This window comes from Moraxella sp. CTOTU46711 (assembly GCF_031975715.1).
GTDB lineage: Bacteria > Pseudomonadota > Gammaproteobacteria > Pseudomonadales > Moraxellaceae > Faucicola.
In genome coordinates this window covers 37,480-55,415 of record NZ_DALYMP010000007.1, presented here as the reverse complement: position 1 = coordinate 55,415, position 17,936 = coordinate 37,480, and the positions used below count along the sequence as shown (strand labels likewise).

The following is a 17,936-nucleotide window of genomic DNA, read 5'->3' as shown; positions in this document are numbered from 1 at the left end:
GACAGTGTACCCGATTACAGTAATGGCAACTGGTATAGCAGTTTGTCCAAGGTAATGGGATAGTCTCGTACTCTAACCCCTGTGGCATTAAAGATCGCATTGGCAATGGCTGCCCCTGCCCCTGATAATGCCAATTCGCCTATGCCTTTGCTGTGGAGCGGGTTGGCATAGGGGTCAGTTTCGGGTAACATTATTACCTGTAAGTCAGGCACATCGGCATTCACACACACTTGATATTCGGCTAAATCGTGATTACATAGACGACCGTCACGTTTGTCATGGTGAATTTGCTCCATCAAGGCAGCCCCTATACCAAACACCATACCACCAAAGCACTGCGAGCGTGCCGTTTTTTCATTTAAGATACGCCCTGCGGCAAATGTGCCTTGCATACGGCGGACCCGAATTTCACCCGTTACCCGGTGTACCGCGACTTCAGCGAACTGTGCGCCATAGCCTGCATGACGGTACTCTTTTTTGGTTTTACCAGGTTCGATTTCACCATTAGCTACTAAGCCATGAGGGGCATATTGCTGCAAAAAAATGCTCAGCGGTAACTGGGTATCGACTTGTTCCCAATCGAGTACATTATCTTGGTGGTCCACAGAGACCTCAGAATTAAACCCGGTTTTTTCTGCTAGTTTATCCAACGTATCTGTTAACGTATGGTTAATTTTTTCGCCAATTTTTTCAGCTAGGCTAGGGTCATGCTCAAATTGTCTATATAGATTGCCTTGTTTAAAGCCAATGCTATCGGCATGCAGTCCCACACTCTGGGCAATCTTTTCTCGTAGCGCTTCACACGCCAGATAAATAGAACTACCAGCGCTTGAAGCGCCCCAGCTACCACCTGAGCCTGCAGCAGGCGGCAGATCGGTATCGCCAAGTTTGACCTCGACATGGTCAATCGGTAAGCCCAGCATATCGGCAACCACTTGTGCAAAAATAGTATAGCTACCTGTACCGATGTCGGTCATGTCAGTTTCGATACGAGCCAAGATCCCAAGCGGTTTATCAGAGGGCAACAGGCTCACACGGGCTTGCGAGGGTTTTAATTCGTTGCTACGCGCGGCACATGCCATCCCATAGCCAATCAGCCAATCACCATCGAGGCGACTCACGGGCGTTTGTGGGCGTTTATCCCACCCAAAGGCTTTTGCCCCTTGCTCCATACACGCCAGCAATTTTCGGGTGCTGTAGGGAATTTTTTTGCTTGGGTCTTCGCTAGGTTCATTGCGTTTTCGCAGTTCGATTGGGCACAGCTTTAGTGCATGCGCCAGTTCGTCCATAGCACATTCGAGTGCCAACTGACCCACCGCTTCGCCAGGGGCACGCATAGAACCTGTTAAGGTAAAATTCATGCGCGCCATTTCGTATTTGATTTGGCGATTGTCACCGCCATACAAAAAGTGGGTAGAGACCGCCACTGGCTCAAAAAACGTTTCTGAAGGTAAATTGGTGACAATGCTATTATGAATAATAGTATGGATTTTACCATCTTTATCCGCCCCCAATGCCACCCGTTGCTCGGTGTTGGTGCGTCTCACGGTAGTTTCCATGACTTGCGGTCGGGTCATGTTCACCAGTACGGGGCGCTTTAAGTCTTTAGCCGCAATAGCTGCCATCACCGATTCTGGAGAAATACCCAGTTTTGAGCCAAACCCGCCACCAACATATGGCGATAGCAAACGGACATCGTCTTCCGGTATATCTAAGGCTTTGGCAAGTTGTATTTTGGAAGAGGCAAGCATTTGGTTAGAAGTATGAAGGGTTAGCTTACCCTCAAACCAACGCGCCAACGAACTGTGCGGTTCCATCGGCATATTACTTTGGCTTGGCGTGGTATAAGTCACATCGACTTTCACCTCTGCTTGCTCAAGCGTTTTTTCAGGTTTGCCAATGTCATCACTTTTATCGGTTACCCAATCGATAAACTGGGTATGCTTTTTTTGCTTGTTAAAGTCAAAATGCCCGTGTTTTTCATCATTCTCATAATCAATCTGTAACGCCTTCGCGCCTTCTTGAGCCGCTTCTAGGGTTTCTGCGACCACCAAGGCAATCGGCTGTCCATGATAAAAAACCTCACTTGCCCCTTGCACAGGTGCCATTTTGACACCCCCTTGTTGCGGGTTGCGTAAAAACAGCGGGTCATGAAACACCCCAATCACACCTGCAACTTGTAAGGCGGTATCTTTATGTACTTTTTTTACCTTGCCTTTACCGATGGTAGCGCCGACCATGACACCGTGACACAAGTCGTCAAATTGGTGTTCAGCAGTATAGGTGGCTTTGCCTGCGACTTTTAGGTGTCCTTCGATACGGCTCAGTGGTTTGCCAACGAGTTTGCTATCGGTTGTATCTAGCCGTGACTCGACAGGCTTGTCCATGGTTAGTTTTTTTTCAAGGGGCGATTCGCCAAAAATTTGTGTTAGGCTCATGCACTCACTCCACTACTTAAAGGACTTGATTGATTGGGTTGTTGTAACGCCCGCTGCACAACATGGTGTAAAAGACGCTGTACTAGCACGGTCTTGTACTCGGTTTGTTCATCGGTTTTTGCTTCTTTGAATAGGGTCGCCACCGCAAGCTCAATACTCACCGCATCGCCCGTGCTACCGATCAGTATTTTTTCAATGTCGGTATTTCGCCACGGCTGACTACCAATACCGCCAAATGCTAGTCGCACATTGGTGAGTGTATCATTATCATGCTCAATCACGGCAGCGACGGACACCAAAGCAAAGGCATAGGACGCACGGTCACGCACTTTGTCATAGCTATGCACGCCTTTTAAGGGTGGCGGTAGAATAATATGGGTAATCAAATCACCTAGATTTAAGCAAGTTTCAATATGGGGGGTTTGCTCAGGTAAGCGATAAAATTCAGCGATAGGCACTTGGCGGGTTTGTCCATCGGCTTGCTGGATAACAATGACGGCATCGAGTAACCGCATTGCCACCGCCATGTCTGATGGATGGGTGGCAATACACTGCTCGCTCGTGCCTAAAATTGCTAAGTTCTGATGAAGACCTGCTTTTGCCCCGCAGCCAGAATTAGGCTCACGCTTATTACACGGACTATCGGGCTGATAAAAATAGTAACAACGGGTGCGCTGTAGCAGATTGCCACCGGTACTGGCTTTGTTACGCAGTTGCGGCGATGCACCCGACAACAAGGCACGAGCAAGCACGGCATAATCTTGACGAATAACAGGGTGAGCCGCTAATTCACTATTACTGACCATAGCGCCAATTTTTAACCCACCTTCTGGCGTGGCTTCAATTGTATTAAGCGGCAAGCGTGAAATATCAATCAGTTGTGTTGGCTGTTCGATTTCGAGTTTCATCAAGTCAAGTAAATTGGTACCCCCAGCGATAAAAAACGGACGCTGCGCTTCAGCTAAATGCCCCTCAGTTAATGTGGCTATTTTGATGGCGTCATCCACCGAGTTGGCGCGCTGATAATCAAAAGTTTTCATAGCGACACTCCTGTAGCCTGAGTAGCTGCTGTCTGAGTGGTTACGTTATCTGTCTCTGCCGAAAAACCTGTTTCTTGTAATACCTGTTTAATAGCTCGCACGATGTTGGGGTATGCCGAGCAGCGACAGATATTGCCACTCATACGCTCAGAGATTTCTTTGTCTAATTGTTGTTTAAATTGTGCTGTATCGCTTGATAAAGGTTGCATCAAATCCGCCGACACATGACTTGCCCAGTTTTGGCGTAGCTCTTCAATCATCGCTTTGGTGGAGCAAATCTGCCCAGGGGTACAATAGCCACATTGAAAGGCATCATGTTCCAAAAACGCTTGTTGAATCGGGTCAAGCGCCTCAGGTGAGCCAATACCTTCAATGGTTTCGATGCTATCGCCTTCGTGCATGACTGCCAGGGTCAGACAGCTGTTGACCCGCTGACCGTTAATCAGCATGGTACACGCGCCACACTGACCATGGTCACAGCCTTTTTTGCTGCCTGTCAAGCCAAGATGATTGCGACAGACATCCAGCACCGTGGTGCGTACATCTAGATCCGTCAACGTGTGTTGTTGCTGATTGATAGTAAGTGTTAAGGATTGTGGCATAAAGTTGCTTCTCGTCTAGTTGTTATGGGTTTATTTTAAGTGTGTTATCTAGGATTGACGCCTGTTATTAAAATAGTTTCTAAAAATTCGCTACGCTTTGCCTATGCAAGCATGCTGGTAACATTAGGAGGGTTTGTCATTTTTGCGTATGTACCCATCCCGTTTTTTTGGCAGTTTATTTTGGTAATTTCTTTACTAGTTTTTTGCCAGATAATCGATTATATTTTTTTAATCAGCTTTTGTATGTTTATTCGTGTAAAGCTCTCAATCAGCAGTATTTAGCTTTTATAAAATTTTGATGGTGTAAGCTTGGATATTATTAGGCGTGCTGACACTTGACTATTTTGTAGCAAATAATTCATTAACATGGTATTAACTAAGTAATTTTTTATTGAGATAGTGATTGAATCGTTTTGATAAACTGCATTGACTGTCAACGATTGTTAGAATTTCTACATTGCTTCGTAGTTTTGTGCCGCTCATTGCTCACCGCTTGCCATGATTTTTTGCCTCTGTCATCGCAAAATACGCCGCTGTGTTATCACTTTGGAGGATTCATGCGATTTTTTGCAAAAAAGACTTTATTTTTCACAAAAAAAGGGTATTATGCCCCCATAAATTTTGAACGTTATATTGTTAGGTCTTGGGTGCAGTGTCATGGCATTTTGGGGTTTTGCGGTATAACGTTTTTGTTTTGGTGTCAGTCATCCTGACTGATATTTTATTCACAAGTTCGAGAAAGATAGCCACAAGCAAATTTTCTTAAACCCTTATCTGAGATGGTAATCCGATATGAGCGTTCACACCCCTGTACACCCTATTTCTCATGCCACTAACGAATATTACTTAACTCGTCAAAACACGATGGAATCTAATGTTCGTAGTTATCCCCGCAAACTACCGCTAGCTATTGCTAAAGCCCAAGGTATTTGGGTCACCGATGTTGAAGGCAATGATTACCTTGATTGCCTAGCCGGTGCTGGTACATTAGCCTTGGGTCACAATCACCCAGCCGTCAAACAAGCCTTATACGATGTGTTAGAAAGTGGTCTGCCCCTGCACACTCTAGATATCACCACCCCTGTCAAAGATGCATTTACCGAATCATTGCTGTCTTTTTTTCCAAAAGATTTTGTATTGCAATTTTGCGGTCCGACTGGTGCTGACGGTACAGAAGCGGCGATTAAATTAGCAAAAACTTATACAGGGCGTGACAACGTTATCGCATTTAGCGGTGGTTATCACGGTATGACCCATGGCGCGCTTGCCATGACTGGCAATTTGTCTGCCAAAGAGAAAGTGGGCAATTTGATGCCAGGGGTACAGTTTATGCCCTATCCGCATGAATACCGCTGCCCACTTGGGCTTGGTGGTGAAGCGGGCGTGGATGCGCTGACTTACTACTTTGAAAACTTTATTGAAGATGTTGAAAGCGGTGTGGTCAAACCTGCAGCGGTCATCCTAGAAGCGATTCAAGGGGAAGGCGGTGTCGTCCCTGCGCCCAAAAAATGGCTACAAAAAATCCGTGAAGTGACCGCTAAGCACGATATCGTATTGATTTTGGATGAAGTGCAAGCTGGGTTTGCGCGCTCAGGCAAAATGTTTGCCTTCGAACATGCCGACATCGTGCCTGACGTGGTGGTGATGAGTAAAGCGGTCGGGGGTGGTTTGCCTCTATGCGTACTTGCCATCAACAAAAAATTCGACGCATGGGCGCCAGCCGGTCACACTGGTACTTTCCGTGGCAATCAGCTAGCGATGGCGGCATCGATTCAAGTATTGGATGAAATCCGCAGCAAAAACTTGGCAGAAAATGCGCGTATCCGTGGTGAATTCTTGCGCGATGAACTCAAAAAAATCGCCCAAGAATTTCCTTGTATCGGTAACGTGCGCGGTCGCGGCTTGATGACGGGTATTGAGATTGTCGATGAGCGTAAACCTGCTGACCGTATCGGCTCGTATCCTGCTGATATTGACATGGCAAATGCGATTCAAAGAGCGTGTTTTGACAATAAGTTACTGCTGGAAAAAGGCGGTCGTGGTGGTACAGTGATTCGCTTGCTTTGCCCGATTAACATCACTCAAGAAGAATGTGATGCGGTGCTTGAACGCTTTAAAAAGGCAGTGGCTGAAGCCGTGCAAAAAGTACGTGGGTAATTGATTATTGCCTATCAAGACGGTAAAGTTACTGACGTGGCTTTGCCGTTTTTATTATCTGTTTATTTTATTTTGAGTAAAATATGGAAACCAATATCGCCAAGACCGAACGCCTGATTCGAGAAATCAATCGGATTCATGGTGAGTATTCGCAAGATTATTTTGAAACAGGCAAGGTACAAAAAATCAATCTATCACATACGCTCAAAACCGTCCCTATTGAGCCTATTTTGTCATATCGGCTTAATTTGCATGAAGCGATCAATGATTATTTGGCATTTGCCGATACCCAAAATATCGATTTTTTTTACCGTGTTAAAACGGCTGAAAGTATCTATGACAAAGTCAATCGCTATTTGGCACGAGAAAACCAGTACCCAGTCAATAATATCTTAAATGATATTTTTGGTGCTCGGATAATTTTGCCATCGGCTGATGTGACAGACATCATGGAAAAACTGGATGATTGGAAAACAGATTACAGTTTAAAAAATTGGTATTTACGTGATATCGACGGGTATATCGGTGTGCATGTGTATTTTAAAAATGCGAGCAATTTTTATTATCCGTGGGAATTGCAAATTTGGGATAAAAACGATGCCAAAGCCAATATTGTAAATCATCAACTGTATAAGCGTAGTTTTGTAAAATAAACTAACCATTTGCTCATATCACTCTGTTTAATGACAATTTATATTTAACTCTATCTTAAAGAATGCAAGGACTTACCATGTCAAACTTATCACAGCACCGCCAAGCGTTATTTTGTAATGACAGCCAATCCATTGCCGATTACCAAAAAAACATGAACACCGCTATACAAGCCGTCACCGATTGGCTTAAAAATGACAAAATGTATACCGGCGGTAGTATCAAGCAGCTGCGCGCTGAGATTGCTTTTCAACCTTCTAAAGAAGGTTTAGGCTTAGAAGAAGCATTAAAACGTTCAGTCGAATTATTCCTTAATAAAAGCTTAAAGGTGCATCACCCCCATTCGCTCGCTCACTTACACTGCCCAACGATGGTGACCAGTCAAATCGCCGAAGTGCTGATAAATGCCACCAACCAATCGATGGACTCTTGGGATCAAAGCCCAGCAGGCTCACTGATGGAAGTACAGCTTATCGACTGGCTACGTCAAAAAGTCGGTTTTGGTAGTGGACAAGCGGGCGTATTCACCTCAGGGGGCACCCAATCCAACTTGATGGGCGTGTTACTCGCCCGTGATTGGTGTATCGCTAAAAACTATAAAAATGACGATGGGTCTGAATGGTCAGTACAGCGTGACGGTATCCCAGCCGATGCCATGCAAAAAGTGAAAGTCATCTGCTCAGAAAACGCGCATTTTAGCGTGCAAAAAAACATGGCAATGATGGGCATGGGTTTCCAATCGGTGGTCACTGTGCCAGTCAATGACCAAGCGCAGATGGATGTTGACGCACTTGCACGAACCATGGCGCAATTGAAAGCCGAAGGCAAAATCATCGCCTGTGTGGTCGCTACTGCAGGCACCACCGACGCGGGCGCGATTGACCCAATCCCTGCGATTCGTAAGCTTACTCATGAGTACGGTGCATGGCTTCATATTGATGCCGCTTGGGGCGGTGCGCTGATCTTATCGAATAACTACCGCGATAAACTTGCAGGCATTGAGCAAGCCGACTCTATCACCCTCGACTTCCACAAACATTATTTCCAAAGCATCTCTTGCGGGGCATTTTTGCTCAAAGATGAAGCCAACTATCGCTTCATGCATTATGAAGCTGAGTATTTAAACTCTGCATATGACGAAGAACATGGCGTACCTAACCTAGTCTCTAAGTCGCTACAGACCACGCGCCGTTTTGATGCGCTAAAATTATGGCTGACGGTGGAAGCCTTGGGCGAAGAATTATACGGCTCGATGATTGACCATGGCGTTGATTTGACCCGCGAAGTCGCTGATTACATCAAAGCGACTGATGGACTTGAATTGTTGGTAGAGCCACAGTTTGCCTCCGTGCTATTTCGCGTGGTACCCAAAGACTACCCTGCTGAGTTAATTGATAGCTTAAACCAAAATGTCGCCGATGAGCTATTTGCCAAAGGTGAAGCCAATATCGGCGTGACGCGTGTGATTGATGCTCACCAAGATGTGCAATCGCTTAAAATGACTACGTTAAGCCCCATCGCCACGCTTGACAATGTCAAAGCCTTATTGGCTCAAGTGTTGGCGCAAGCCGATGACATCAAAGGCCGTATTCTCACAGGGGATTATCAGCCTGCGATTGATTGATAAGCACAAAAAAACCGATTCCTTGGCGAATCGGTTTTTTTTATTGTAGCACTAACACTGACTGTAATTGACCGTTACATCCAGCGTCGGAATCAGATTTGACTGGGTGGCAAAATCCTCATCTAGGACATTGATAGCAAGCCCGCCCATTGCGGTTTCTTTATATTTTGACATCATATCTCTGCCTGTCTCTTTCATGGTTTTGATGGCTTTATCAAGCGATACCACATGCTGCCCATTGCCTTTAAGCGCAAGCCTTGAGGCATTAATCGCTTTTACTGCCGCCATGGCATTGCGTTCGATACAAGGCACTTGCACCAACCCCGCAATCGGGTCACACGTCATGCCAAGGTGATGTTCGATGCCAATTTCGGCAGCATTGGCACATTGCGCAGGACTACCGCCAAGCACATAGGTTAACCCTGCCGCCGCCATCGCACACGCCGATCCGACTTCCCCTTGACAGCCCACTTCTGCGCCTGAGATGCTGGCATTTTCTTTGATAATGATACCAATCGCCGCAGCGGTTAGCAGAAAATCATGTAAACCTTGCAGCGTATAACTTGGACAAAAATCTCGATAATAATGCATGACCGCAGGTATCACGCCTGCCGCACCATTGGTGGGTGCAGTCACCACACGTCCGCCACTGGCGTTTTCTTCATTAACTGCCAACGCATACAGATTCACCCAATCCATCACGGCAAGGGCATCATTAAATGCTTTTCGGCTATCGGCAGCGGATAACTGCTGATAAATCGCCTTGGCGCGGCGCTGTACTTGTAAGCCCCCTGGCAAAATACCATCGTGGCGACAACCATCATTGACACAGTCTTGCATGACTTGCCAAATGTCATTAAGTCCACCCACCAGCTCATCTTCACTCAAGTTAGCAAGTTCATTGGCTCGAACGACTTGGGCGATTGAGAGTTGATGGTGTTGGCAAATTTGTAATAATTCTTTGGCATTGTTAAAGGGATAAGGTACCGGTTTTTTGACGCTTTCAATTACCGGTTCTTTTGCTTGGGCTTCTTGCTCGGTCTGCACAAACCCGCCGCCGATTGAATAATAAGTATTTTGGTAAACAATTTCATTCCCTGTAAAAGCAGTGATAGTCAAAGCATTGGGATGATGGGGCAGCGATACCCTACCATTTAGGATTAAATCTTTGTCAGCAACAAAGTTAATCTCATGCTGCTGATTTAGACACAGCGTGTTTTGCGCTTGGATATCGGCAATTTTTTGTGAAATAGCGGCGACATCCGTCGTCTGTGGCTGTTCTCCCATCAAACCTAGCATCACCGCTATATCACTACCGTGCCCTTTACCGGTCGCACCGAGCGAACCAAACAGCTCGACTTGCACCCTTTCCACTTGCGTTAGTAGCTGCTGCTGTGATAATGCGCTAACGAACAGATTCGCCGCTTTCATCGGTCCGACCGTATGCGAACTTGAAGGTCCAATCCCAATCTTAAATAAATCAAAAATACTGATCACTGATAAATCCTATATGCCAATCAGTTGAAAAATTCAATTATGTTGTATTCATTGTGCTAGATAACCACGGATTGCCCATCTGTGTCAATGTGCTATCGAAAAGTTTATCAAATGATAGATGATGGATGCTTGCTACACGCATCGCAAATTTGGCAAATAACCGCATGATGAAGAAAATAACCGTTGGCAAGGATTAATCTGCTAACGATTCACTTTCTTTACTCGCTAATAAAAGTAGCAACAATAAACAAACCAAGAAAATCATCATGAGTGCCATGAGATACACGTTGACATACGCCAGTGGCACGCCCATTTGGTTCAGCATCACAGATGCATTCATCCCAGAGGTGCTAGGCAACACCCAGCGTATATACTGCAGTGGCTCAGGCAGCATTTGATACGGCCATGAAATCCCTGAGACAAATAGCATCGGCATTGAACTTGCGACCAAGATTTGCATCGCCCGTTCTCGCGCCCCAAACCACACCCCAAGTAGACAGCCCAGTGCCGTTACCGCGGGGAAAAACAGGGCAAGCAGTACCAGTGAACCCGTCAGATTTTGGTTACGGATATAATCATTGTTGGAAAATACCCAGCCATAATAAAAACAGCCGAGCACAAAACCAAAACACGCTAAGCCCAATATTCGCGCAAGCCACGTTTTCATCGAAGCGCGGTGCATGTCTTGCTCTGCCCAAGTACCCACTAGCATTGCTGTGCCCATCAAAAACATCTGCTGCAGAATCAATATCGCAACCGCAGGGACAATGTAGCTGCCATAGCCTTCGGTACGGTTGTATAAGGGATTAATCGTCAGCGCAACAGGGGAAATATTGTTTTTGGCAACCGTGATATCTTGCCCGATGGCGACATTTTTTTGTACTTTCGCCCCGGCGGACACGGTGCCGATGACTTCTAAAAACCCAGATTGTACTTGTTTGTTGAGTAAAAAATAGTTACCGTTGGCAAGGATACTCACCTTAGCAGGTTGTCCTGTGGTCACTTTTTGATACAGTCCCGAGGGTATCACCATGTAGCCTGCAATTTTGCCTTGCCACATCAGCTGCTTGGCACTGTTTTCATCGTTTACAATGGTACTTTGGATGCGCGGATTAGCTTGGGCGTAGCTGATTATGGTTTGCGATAGACTTGAATGGTCATAATCCACCACTGCCACAGGGACATGACGCACCACTTCTTTTGAATACGGCCACGGATAAAAAAAGCCATAAATAACCGGGGCAATCAGTAGCATACTAAGCACCCCTTTGTCTTGAAACACGCTGCGCCATACATGCAAAACTTGCAGCAAAAAACCGCGCTCCCAAATGTTTGGGGCTTTGCTTACGTCGACTTTGCCGGGCGTTGTCTGGGTGGGCATCAGCGTTGCCCCCATTTTTCAGGCTTCAGCAATGCCTTTTTGGTCAACAACGCGGCTAACAACAAGGTAATCATGACGGCAATAAAAAATCCCATAAAGCTGCTATAGGCAAACGATGGCGGTGCGCCCATTTGTAATTGGGCGGTCTGCAAGTTGAGATAATGGGTTAATGGCAGGGCATTTGCCCAACGCTGTGCGGCAGGACTCATCGCCAAAAATGGAAACGTCACCCCTGAAAAAGCAAATGACGGCGCTGAGATAAAGCCGGTAAATGACAAGCCTTGACGATACGAAAACGTGCCTACTGTGACAATCACCCCAAGCCAGAACGACACCATCATAAACATTAAAAATATCAGATAGGTAATCGCCACCGACGCCAAACGAATGGGGAAAATTTGCATCACCAAGGTCAATGCCACCGCTGCCCAAAGCGTATAGGCAAACATCGCCCAAATTAATTTGCCATTGAGCCCTGCGATAATCAGCGATAGTTTGGGTTTTTCGTGCCCCAGTGTCACAGGTTGGTTAGGGTTAAAGGGGCGGTTAAAGGCATAGTTACTGGCAAATTTGGGGGATTTTAGCGACTGGTACCACTCACCTAGCGTTTTGTCAACCAGCTCTCGCCCGACAGTTGACGCCCCAATCACCATTGACAAAATATGTAGCAAGGCTGGTACCACAGTGACCGCCAAAAATTGCTGATAATTATTGGCGGTATTAAACAATGCCACACTTTGCGATTGTATCGGTGCATAACTGGTTTTGGTCACAGTGACATCTTCGCCAATGGCGACTCGCCGCTGCATCTCTGCGCCTGCTGAAAAGGTACTAACTGCTGTCTGTACCGCTTTTTGTATCATACCTGAATGCGTGCCATACTGGGCATTGACATTGAGCAGCAAGCGCGAGGTTTTGCCTGCCAGTAGATTGGTTGAAAAATTCTCTGGAATTTCAACCACCGCCATGACATCGGTAGTCTCGATGGCTTGCTGAGCGGCGGCGGCACTATGAAGACTTTTGACCACTGCCACTTCAGGCGTTGCATCAATATAACGGATAATCGTCGCAGATTGCGCGGAGTGGTCATTGTCTATGACTGCAATCGGAATCCCGACTGCCATGCCTTTGCTAAAAATCCACCAGACCAAAAATATCAGCACAATGGGCATCCAAAACATCAAGGAAAAATCCCAGCGATTTTGCACCAAAAAATCCCATTCACGGCGCGCACTGTACCAAAACGCCGCAAAGAATTGCACAAAGCCTGAACGCTTATCAAACTGCGCATACACTTGATGGTCATGGTCATTGTCACTAGCCCTAGCACTGACACTGCCACTAGCATTTGGCACAGCGGACGATGTCGTTGACGGTTTAGAGCGCTTGTTTGATGTCAGTTTTGATGTCAGTTTTGATATCATGGTTGACTTCATTGTGTTTGGGTTGGCTGCTGGCTTGCCGGTATATCAACCAATACGGTCATGCCCTGTCTTAGGCGTGTATCTGACTGGCTCGGGCGCGCACGAATCTCAAAGGTACGCATATCAAAGCCGTCTTTGCTGTTGGTCGGGCGCCACGTGGCAAAATCTGATAGTACGGAACTTGCGTACACTTTAAACACTTGGCGGTAAGGCTGATTGTTGACCGATAATGCAGGAACAGTACCGCTAAATTCACTACCGACTGCAAAATGGTTTAGGTTATTTTCGGTGACGTTAAGCACGACCCATTGGTCTTTGGGGTCGACAATGGTCATCAGTGGTACGCCCTGTCCAACCACTTGACCTGGTTTGACAATCACATTGTCCACGATACCGGCAATCGGGCTTTTAAGATTGGCTTCTTCTTTGGCAACCATCGCTTCTTTAAGCTTGCCTTCTACTTGGCTGACTTGCGCTTGCGCGGCGGTTTTATCTTCACTGCGCGCGCCCGTTTTGGCTAACTCATATTGCGCTTTGGCGATTTTGGCTTTATCGACACTGGCGACATAGTTGGTATAGGCTTCGTCACGTTTTTGCCGCGACATCAAGCCTTCTGCCGCTAGGCGGTTGATACGCTCATAGGTGACTTTGGCAAGGTCAGCAGCGGATTGGGCAGCATCGTACTGGTATTTTGCCATTTCAATCTCTTGCGGTCTTGCGCCATTGTTGGCTTTGTCCAGTTGGCTTTGGGCTAATTCTTTGCCTGCTTGTGCTTCTTCCACCTTGGCATTGATTTCCGGGCTATCCATATCAATCAGGCGTGTGCCGACGCTAATTTCATCGCCTTCTTTGACATAAATATTGGCAATACGACCGGCAACTTTGGCAGCGACAGGCGTTTGCTCTACTTCTATATGCCCTTGGATGGTCACAGGCTCGCTGCGCGTTTCGCGCTTGTCTTTGATTAGCCCCCATGCGACCAGTCCAATCAGCCCAAGGATAATCAAGGCTATAATGATGGTGCGAATTTTACTGGGTTTTTTGTTGGGCGGCACGTAACGGCTATCCGTCGTAGCGGCTGACAGGCTGTCCTGTGCGTGCGGCTCATCAGCAGCTTGGGCGTTCATCGCTGCATTAGGATTATCCGCAGCGCTGTCCAAAGTGTTGTCTTTAGCGTTGTCCATCGCATTGTCTGGTGTTGGGTTTTGTGGATCAGCCATACGGTAAGCCTACTGGTGAAATAAAGACAAGGGTTAAAATAATTGATTAGTTTTTACGATGCTCAAAATAAATCGCGGGTAGCTTGACATCCGCTGCCTGCATATAACGGTTAAACTCTAGCGGCGTACCGCAGCTTTGCATCAAGTCTGCCATTGCCTGCACATAATCATTTGCCGCTTTGGCTTGCTCGGTTTTGGCTTTTTCCAAATTGGCTTCGGCTTGCATCACTTCTACGGCCGTATTGACGCCTTCTTTAAAGCCAAGCTGACGAAAGCGCAGCATCTCACTGGCGAGTTCAATATTGGTATTTAAGGCAATGAAATTATCGCGTGCATTGTTGACTGTTTGCCAATTTTTTTCTACCAATAACATAATATTATCATTGACATCCACTTGGCTAAATTCGGCTTGGTGCAGCTTGGCAAGGCTAGATTGGGTACTGGTGCGGCGATCTACCCCACCCCACAATTTCCAGTTGGCAGACACCCCGGCAATCCAATTTGGGTCAGCGTCGATTTCAGAGCGACCAAAGACGGTGACATTGGGTTTGTAGGCGGATTCACTAAATTCATGCAGCGCTTTGGCTTGGTTGTACTTGGCGGCGACCTTATCAAACCCTGGGTGATGCATTTTAGCCTGCTGCTGAAAATAACTCAGTGGCGGCAACGGCTTGGTGGATACAAATAAAGGCGATGTCGGTTTGATAAAATACGGCGTCCGCAGTAACCGCTGTAGCGCGGTCATGGCAAGCTCAGCATCGTTCAGCGCTTTGCTATTTTCGTATTCGGCATCCGCTAAGGCTTTTTTGGCTTCCAAACGCTCGACTTTTGAAATCAGCCCCACATCCAGTGCGCGCTGAGCGGCATGGTCGGTGGCACGAATCGCATTGAGCGCATCGGCGCGTAGATACGCTGCCATGATGGCAAGCTGGGTTTGAAAATAGCGTTTGGTAAGCGTGGTGTATTGTTCATCCAGTGACAAATCAGCATCGGCACGGCTTTCATCCGTCATACCATTAAGCAAACTGGTCACTGCTTCGGTTTTGTGTCCGTTATAGGCAGACCATAGCACGGTGACATTTGCACCTGTTCTATTTTTATCGACATTGACAGGGATGCTATTGGGAATCGGATCGGTGATTAAGCCACCGATATCGACAGGGGTGCTAGGCAGTGGCAAGGTGATGGGTAAATTGCCAATATTGTTATTGACTGCGTTGTCAATGGCATTGGCTAGGTTGTTTTTAATGCCCGTGGTATCTATATTGTCATCCACATGTACATGCGTGGCACTGGCACCCAGATACACAATCGGTTTGTTCAAGCCTTTGGTTGACTCAGCTCGCAGCTCATTACTCACGATTGCCGCATTGTCTGCCGCGACTTTGGGTGATACTTTGACTAGGTACTGCTGCGCTTGTGCCAGTGTCAAATTACTGGGCACATCCAAGCCATAACTTGGCGGATAAGGCACCCCATTATTGATAGTAGGATCGTAGCTGAGCCCAGCCGCTTTGCCCCCTTTGACTTCATTGGAGTGGGTCGCGGTTTTTTTCGATGGCGTGTCTGCTGATGGTGCGTCCGTGACAGGGCTAGCATTGAGCACAGGCTCAGGGTTGGGCGGGGTATTGATTACCGGCGTAAACTCTGCGGTGTCGCCACTGGTACTAGGCTGCAATCTGCTAGTGGGCTTTGTAGTTGCCGCTGCTGGTGTGGTTTTAGCCGATGTTTTAACAGAATTTTTAGCCGATATTTTAGCTGATGTTTTAACAGGCGGCTTGTTAGCATTTTTAGGGGGGGTACTGGTCGTTTTGGTGGTTTTTGTTGTGGTCGTGGTGGTGGTTTTTGTTGTAGTTTTTGTCGGGGTCGTTTTGGTAGTGCTGGGTTTGGTGACCGTGGTCGCAGCAGTCGCAGCCAAAGATAAAGACAAATTCAACGAAACCATTGCCACCGTAAACGCAGACAGGGTAAGCACGCGTGATAGTGGCTGCAGATGATGGCTTACTGGGTAAGTCGATGGCTTGATGGATTGATGTAATTTCATACGACTCGCTAATAACTTGCCTATGGCTTTGCCGCAACATAACAACCCCGCAAGCCGTCAATTACCCTAGTAATTGATGCGGTCGCCGTTATGATGCCCGTATTACCAAAAAACTGTCTTATAAAAAACTGTCTTATTAAAAAACTGTCTTATTAAATACTAATGAAATACCAAAGTGAGCACTAACTGTCAGTTTGAATATTAACTAAAGTATGAGATTGTAAAAAGAAAAAAATGACCCGTCAATCTACACTTGTCATATTAACAATATTGTAGTTTTTTTTAAAATATGGCTCATTAAGCCTCGCATCATGACTGTTTATTTTTATTTAACAAAGTAAAAATATTTCTCAATCCAAGTAGTCACACAAATCAAACAAGTTAGCTTACCGCTGTCATTTAGGCATGCTAAAATTCTTAAAAAACCCTCGTTGTTTTTGATGCAGTTACTTTTACCAAATAAGTACCGCACTTAGCTGTAATCCCAATTTAAAAAATAGTGAAATCGCTGAAGACCTTCGACTAAGTAATCCAATTAAACTTATACCTTAATGATGAATCAACTCGCTCAAATCCCCCTTGCCCAACGTGTCCGCCCAAAGTCGCTTGACGAGGTAATCGGACAAACCCATTTGCTCGGTGCCAATGCACCGATTCGCCGTATTGTTGAGCAAGGTTACTTGCCATCGATTATTTTGCATGGGGAAGCAGGCATTGGCAAAACCACCCTAGCCATGCTATTAGCCGATGCAGTGGGTCGTCCTTTTCGCCCGCTCTCGGCTATCAATGCAGGGGTCAAAGAGCTGCGTGAAGTGCTGGCAAAAGATGATGGCTTGTTTGGCGAGCCACCGGTGGTATTTGTTGACGAGATTCATCGGTTTAACAAAGCCCAGCAAGATGCACTCCTCGGTGCAGTTGAGTCAGGGGATATTACTTTAATTGGTGCGACCACCGAAAACCCCTCGTTTAGTGTCAACAATGCGCTATTGTCTCGTTGCCAAGTATATCGGCTCAACCCCTTGAGCGAAGGTGAAATCAGTCAAGTACTACAACGTGCCATTGACGATGATGCAGTTTTTCAACAATTTAAGATTGAAATACAATCAAGCCAAGCGATTTTTGCGCTATCGCAAGGCGATGCGCGTAAGGCGTTAAATTTACTTGAACTCGCCATTCAATCAAGCCCCAATTTTAAGCAAGGCAGCCAATCACCGATTGTGGTGACTGATGACAATGTGATCGCGGTGGCAGGTGCAAGCTTGGTACGCTACGACAAATCAGGTGATGGTCATTATGACCTAGTGTCAGCGATGATTAAATCAGTCCGCGGTAGCGACCCTGATGCGGCACTGTATTGGATGGCGCGGATGCTGACAGCGGGCGAAGACCCTGCCTTTATTGCGCGGCGGTTGGTGATTTTGGCAAGTGAGGATATCGGACTTGCCAATCCCAATGCGTTACTACTTGCCGATACCGCCCTGCGAAGTGTGCAGAGCATCGGTATGCCTGAAGCGCGGATTATTTTGGGGCAAGTGGTGGTGTATTTGGCGACATCGCCGAAGTCCAATTCTAGTTATCAAGCCATCAATAAGGCGATGCGACTGGCTGAAAATGACCAATCGCCTGTACCGCTACACTTGCGTAATGGCGTCACCAAGCTGATGCGCGCCGAAGGTTATGGCGCCAATTATATCTATCCGCATGACTACCCCAACCATTACCACCCACAGCAGTATCTGCCTGATAATTTGATGGGCACACGGTTGTTTGACTTTGCTGATAATGCCAAAGAACAGCAAACCTATGCCTTTATACAGTGGTTAAAGAGCAGTGGCTAAAGGGTAATCATTGAAGAGCG

Annotated in this window: 12 protein-coding genes; 4 read left to right on the top strand and 8 right to left on the bottom strand. The window is 46.6% G+C overall.

The annotated features are described in order from the left end of the window. Window positions 1-14: 14 nt before the first annotated feature. The 3 genes from RTJ53_RS09550 to RTJ53_RS09540 are packed head-to-tail and all read right to left on the bottom strand — an operon-like array spanning window position 15 to window position 4,080. Window positions 15-2,438 (bottom strand): molybdopterin cofactor-binding domain-containing protein, encoded by a 2,424-nt coding sequence (locus RTJ53_RS09550; protein ID WP_312276757.1) that lies wholly within the window; start codon window positions 2,436-2,438, stop codon window positions 15-17. Continuing rightward, window positions 2,435-3,478, bottom strand: coding sequence for an FAD binding domain-containing protein (locus RTJ53_RS09545; RefSeq protein ID WP_312276756.1), 1,044 nt, complete (start codon window positions 3,476-3,478; stop codon window positions 2,435-2,437). Before RTJ53_RS09545 ends, RTJ53_RS09550 begins: the two co-directional genes overlap by 4 nt. After that, window positions 3,475-4,080: a 2Fe-2S iron-sulfur cluster-binding protein gene (locus RTJ53_RS09540; RefSeq protein ID WP_312276755.1), complete on the bottom strand. Its 606-nt coding sequence runs from the start codon at window positions 4,078-4,080 to the stop codon at window positions 3,475-3,477. The genes RTJ53_RS09545 and RTJ53_RS09540 overlap by 4 nt, the downstream gene beginning before the upstream one ends. A gap of 792 nt (window positions 4,081-4,872) precedes the next feature. On the opposite strand from RTJ53_RS09540, the gene RTJ53_RS09535 reads away from it, so the two are divergent. The 3 genes from RTJ53_RS09535 to RTJ53_RS09525 all read left to right on the top strand — a co-directional run bounded on the left by RTJ53_RS09535 (window position 4,873) and on the right by RTJ53_RS09525 (window position 8,512). Then, window positions 4,873-6,237, top strand: coding sequence for a diaminobutyrate--2-oxoglutarate transaminase (locus tag RTJ53_RS09535; protein WP_144918652.1), 1,365 nt, complete (start codon window positions 4,873-4,875; stop codon window positions 6,235-6,237). Between the two features lie 83 nt (window positions 6,238-6,320). After that, entirely contained in the window at window positions 6,321-6,890 is a 570-nt protein-coding gene (locus tag RTJ53_RS09530) for a nucleotidyltransferase family protein (protein ID WP_312276754.1), read from the top strand. A gap of 77 nt (window positions 6,891-6,967) precedes the next feature. Then, entirely contained in the window at window positions 6,968-8,512 is a 1,545-nt protein-coding gene (locus tag RTJ53_RS09525) for a pyridoxal phosphate-dependent decarboxylase family protein (RefSeq protein ID WP_312276753.1), read from the top strand. A 51-nt stretch (window positions 8,513-8,563) separates the two neighbouring features. Here the strand turns inward: RTJ53_RS09525 and RTJ53_RS09520 are convergent, their stop codons facing one another. The 5 genes from RTJ53_RS09520 to RTJ53_RS09500 all read right to left on the bottom strand — a co-directional run bounded on the left by RTJ53_RS09520 (window position 8,564) and on the right by RTJ53_RS09500 (window position 16,078). Further along, window positions 8,564-10,009: an L-serine ammonia-lyase gene (locus tag RTJ53_RS09520; protein ID WP_312276752.1), complete on the bottom strand. Its 1,446-nt coding sequence runs from the start codon at window positions 10,007-10,009 to the stop codon at window positions 8,564-8,566. Window positions 10,010-10,202: 193 nt separating this feature from the next. Then, window positions 10,203-11,390, bottom strand: a complete 1,188-nt coding sequence (locus RTJ53_RS09515; protein WP_312276751.1) for an ABC transporter permease — start codon at window positions 11,388-11,390, stop codon at window positions 10,203-10,205. Then, window positions 11,390-12,814 (bottom strand): ABC transporter permease, encoded by a 1,425-nt coding sequence (locus RTJ53_RS09510; protein WP_312276750.1) that lies wholly within the window; start codon window positions 12,812-12,814, stop codon window positions 11,390-11,392. The genes RTJ53_RS09515 and RTJ53_RS09510 overlap by 1 nt, the downstream gene beginning before the upstream one ends. Window positions 12,815-12,822: 8 nt before the next feature. Beyond that, window positions 12,823-14,034: an HlyD family secretion protein gene (locus tag RTJ53_RS09505; protein ID WP_312276749.1), complete on the bottom strand. Its 1,212-nt coding sequence runs from the start codon at window positions 14,032-14,034 to the stop codon at window positions 12,823-12,825. A 46-nt stretch (window positions 14,035-14,080) separates the two neighbouring features. Then, window positions 14,081-16,078, bottom strand: coding sequence for a TolC family protein (locus tag RTJ53_RS09500; protein WP_312276748.1), 1,998 nt, complete (start codon window positions 16,076-16,078; stop codon window positions 14,081-14,083). A gap of 554 nt (window positions 16,079-16,632) precedes the next feature. Here RTJ53_RS09500 and RTJ53_RS09495 point away from each other — a divergent pair. Next, window positions 16,633-17,916 (top strand): replication-associated recombination protein A, encoded by a 1,284-nt coding sequence (locus RTJ53_RS09495; protein WP_312276793.1) that lies wholly within the window; start codon window positions 16,633-16,635, stop codon window positions 17,914-17,916. Window positions 17,917-17,936: the final 20 nt, after the last annotated feature.

What these genes read in the sequence shown, in the direction of transcription:
- RTJ53_RS09550 (WP_312276757.1), bottom strand. Translation starts at nt 2,438, where the DNA reads ATGAGCCTAACACAAATTTTTGGCGAATCGCCCCTTGAAAAAAAACTA.
- RTJ53_RS09545 (WP_312276756.1), bottom strand. Translation starts at nt 3,478, where the DNA reads ATGAAAACTTTTGATTATCAGCGCGCCAACTCGGTGGATGACGCCATC.
- RTJ53_RS09540 (WP_312276755.1), bottom strand. Translation starts at nt 4,080, where the DNA reads ATGCCACAATCCTTAACACTTACTATCAATCAGCAACAACACACGTTG.
- RTJ53_RS09535 (WP_144918652.1), top strand. Translation starts at nt 4,873, where the DNA reads ATGAGCGTTCACACCCCTGTACACCCTATTTCTCATGCCACTAACGAA.
- RTJ53_RS09530 (WP_312276754.1), top strand. Translation starts at nt 6,321, where the DNA reads ATGGAAACCAATATCGCCAAGACCGAACGCCTGATTCGAGAAATCAAT.
- RTJ53_RS09525 (WP_312276753.1), top strand. Translation starts at nt 6,968, where the DNA reads ATGTCAAACTTATCACAGCACCGCCAAGCGTTATTTTGTAATGACAGC.
- RTJ53_RS09515 (WP_312276751.1), bottom strand. Translation starts at nt 11,390, where the DNA reads ATGCCCACCCAGACAACGCCCGGCAAAGTCGACGTAAGCAAAGCCCCA.
- RTJ53_RS09510 (WP_312276750.1), bottom strand. Translation starts at nt 12,814, where the DNA reads ATGATATCAAAACTGACATCAAAACTGACATCAAACAAGCGCTCTAAA.
- RTJ53_RS09505 (WP_312276749.1), bottom strand. Translation starts at nt 14,034, where the DNA reads ATGGCTGATCCACAAAACCCAACACCAGACAATGCGATGGACAACGCT.
- RTJ53_RS09500 (WP_312276748.1), bottom strand. Translation starts at nt 16,078, where the DNA reads ATGAAATTACATCAATCCATCAAGCCATCGACTTACCCAGTAAGCCAT.
- RTJ53_RS09495 (WP_312276793.1), top strand. Translation starts at nt 16,633, where the DNA reads ATGAATCAACTCGCTCAAATCCCCCTTGCCCAACGTGTCCGCCCAAAG.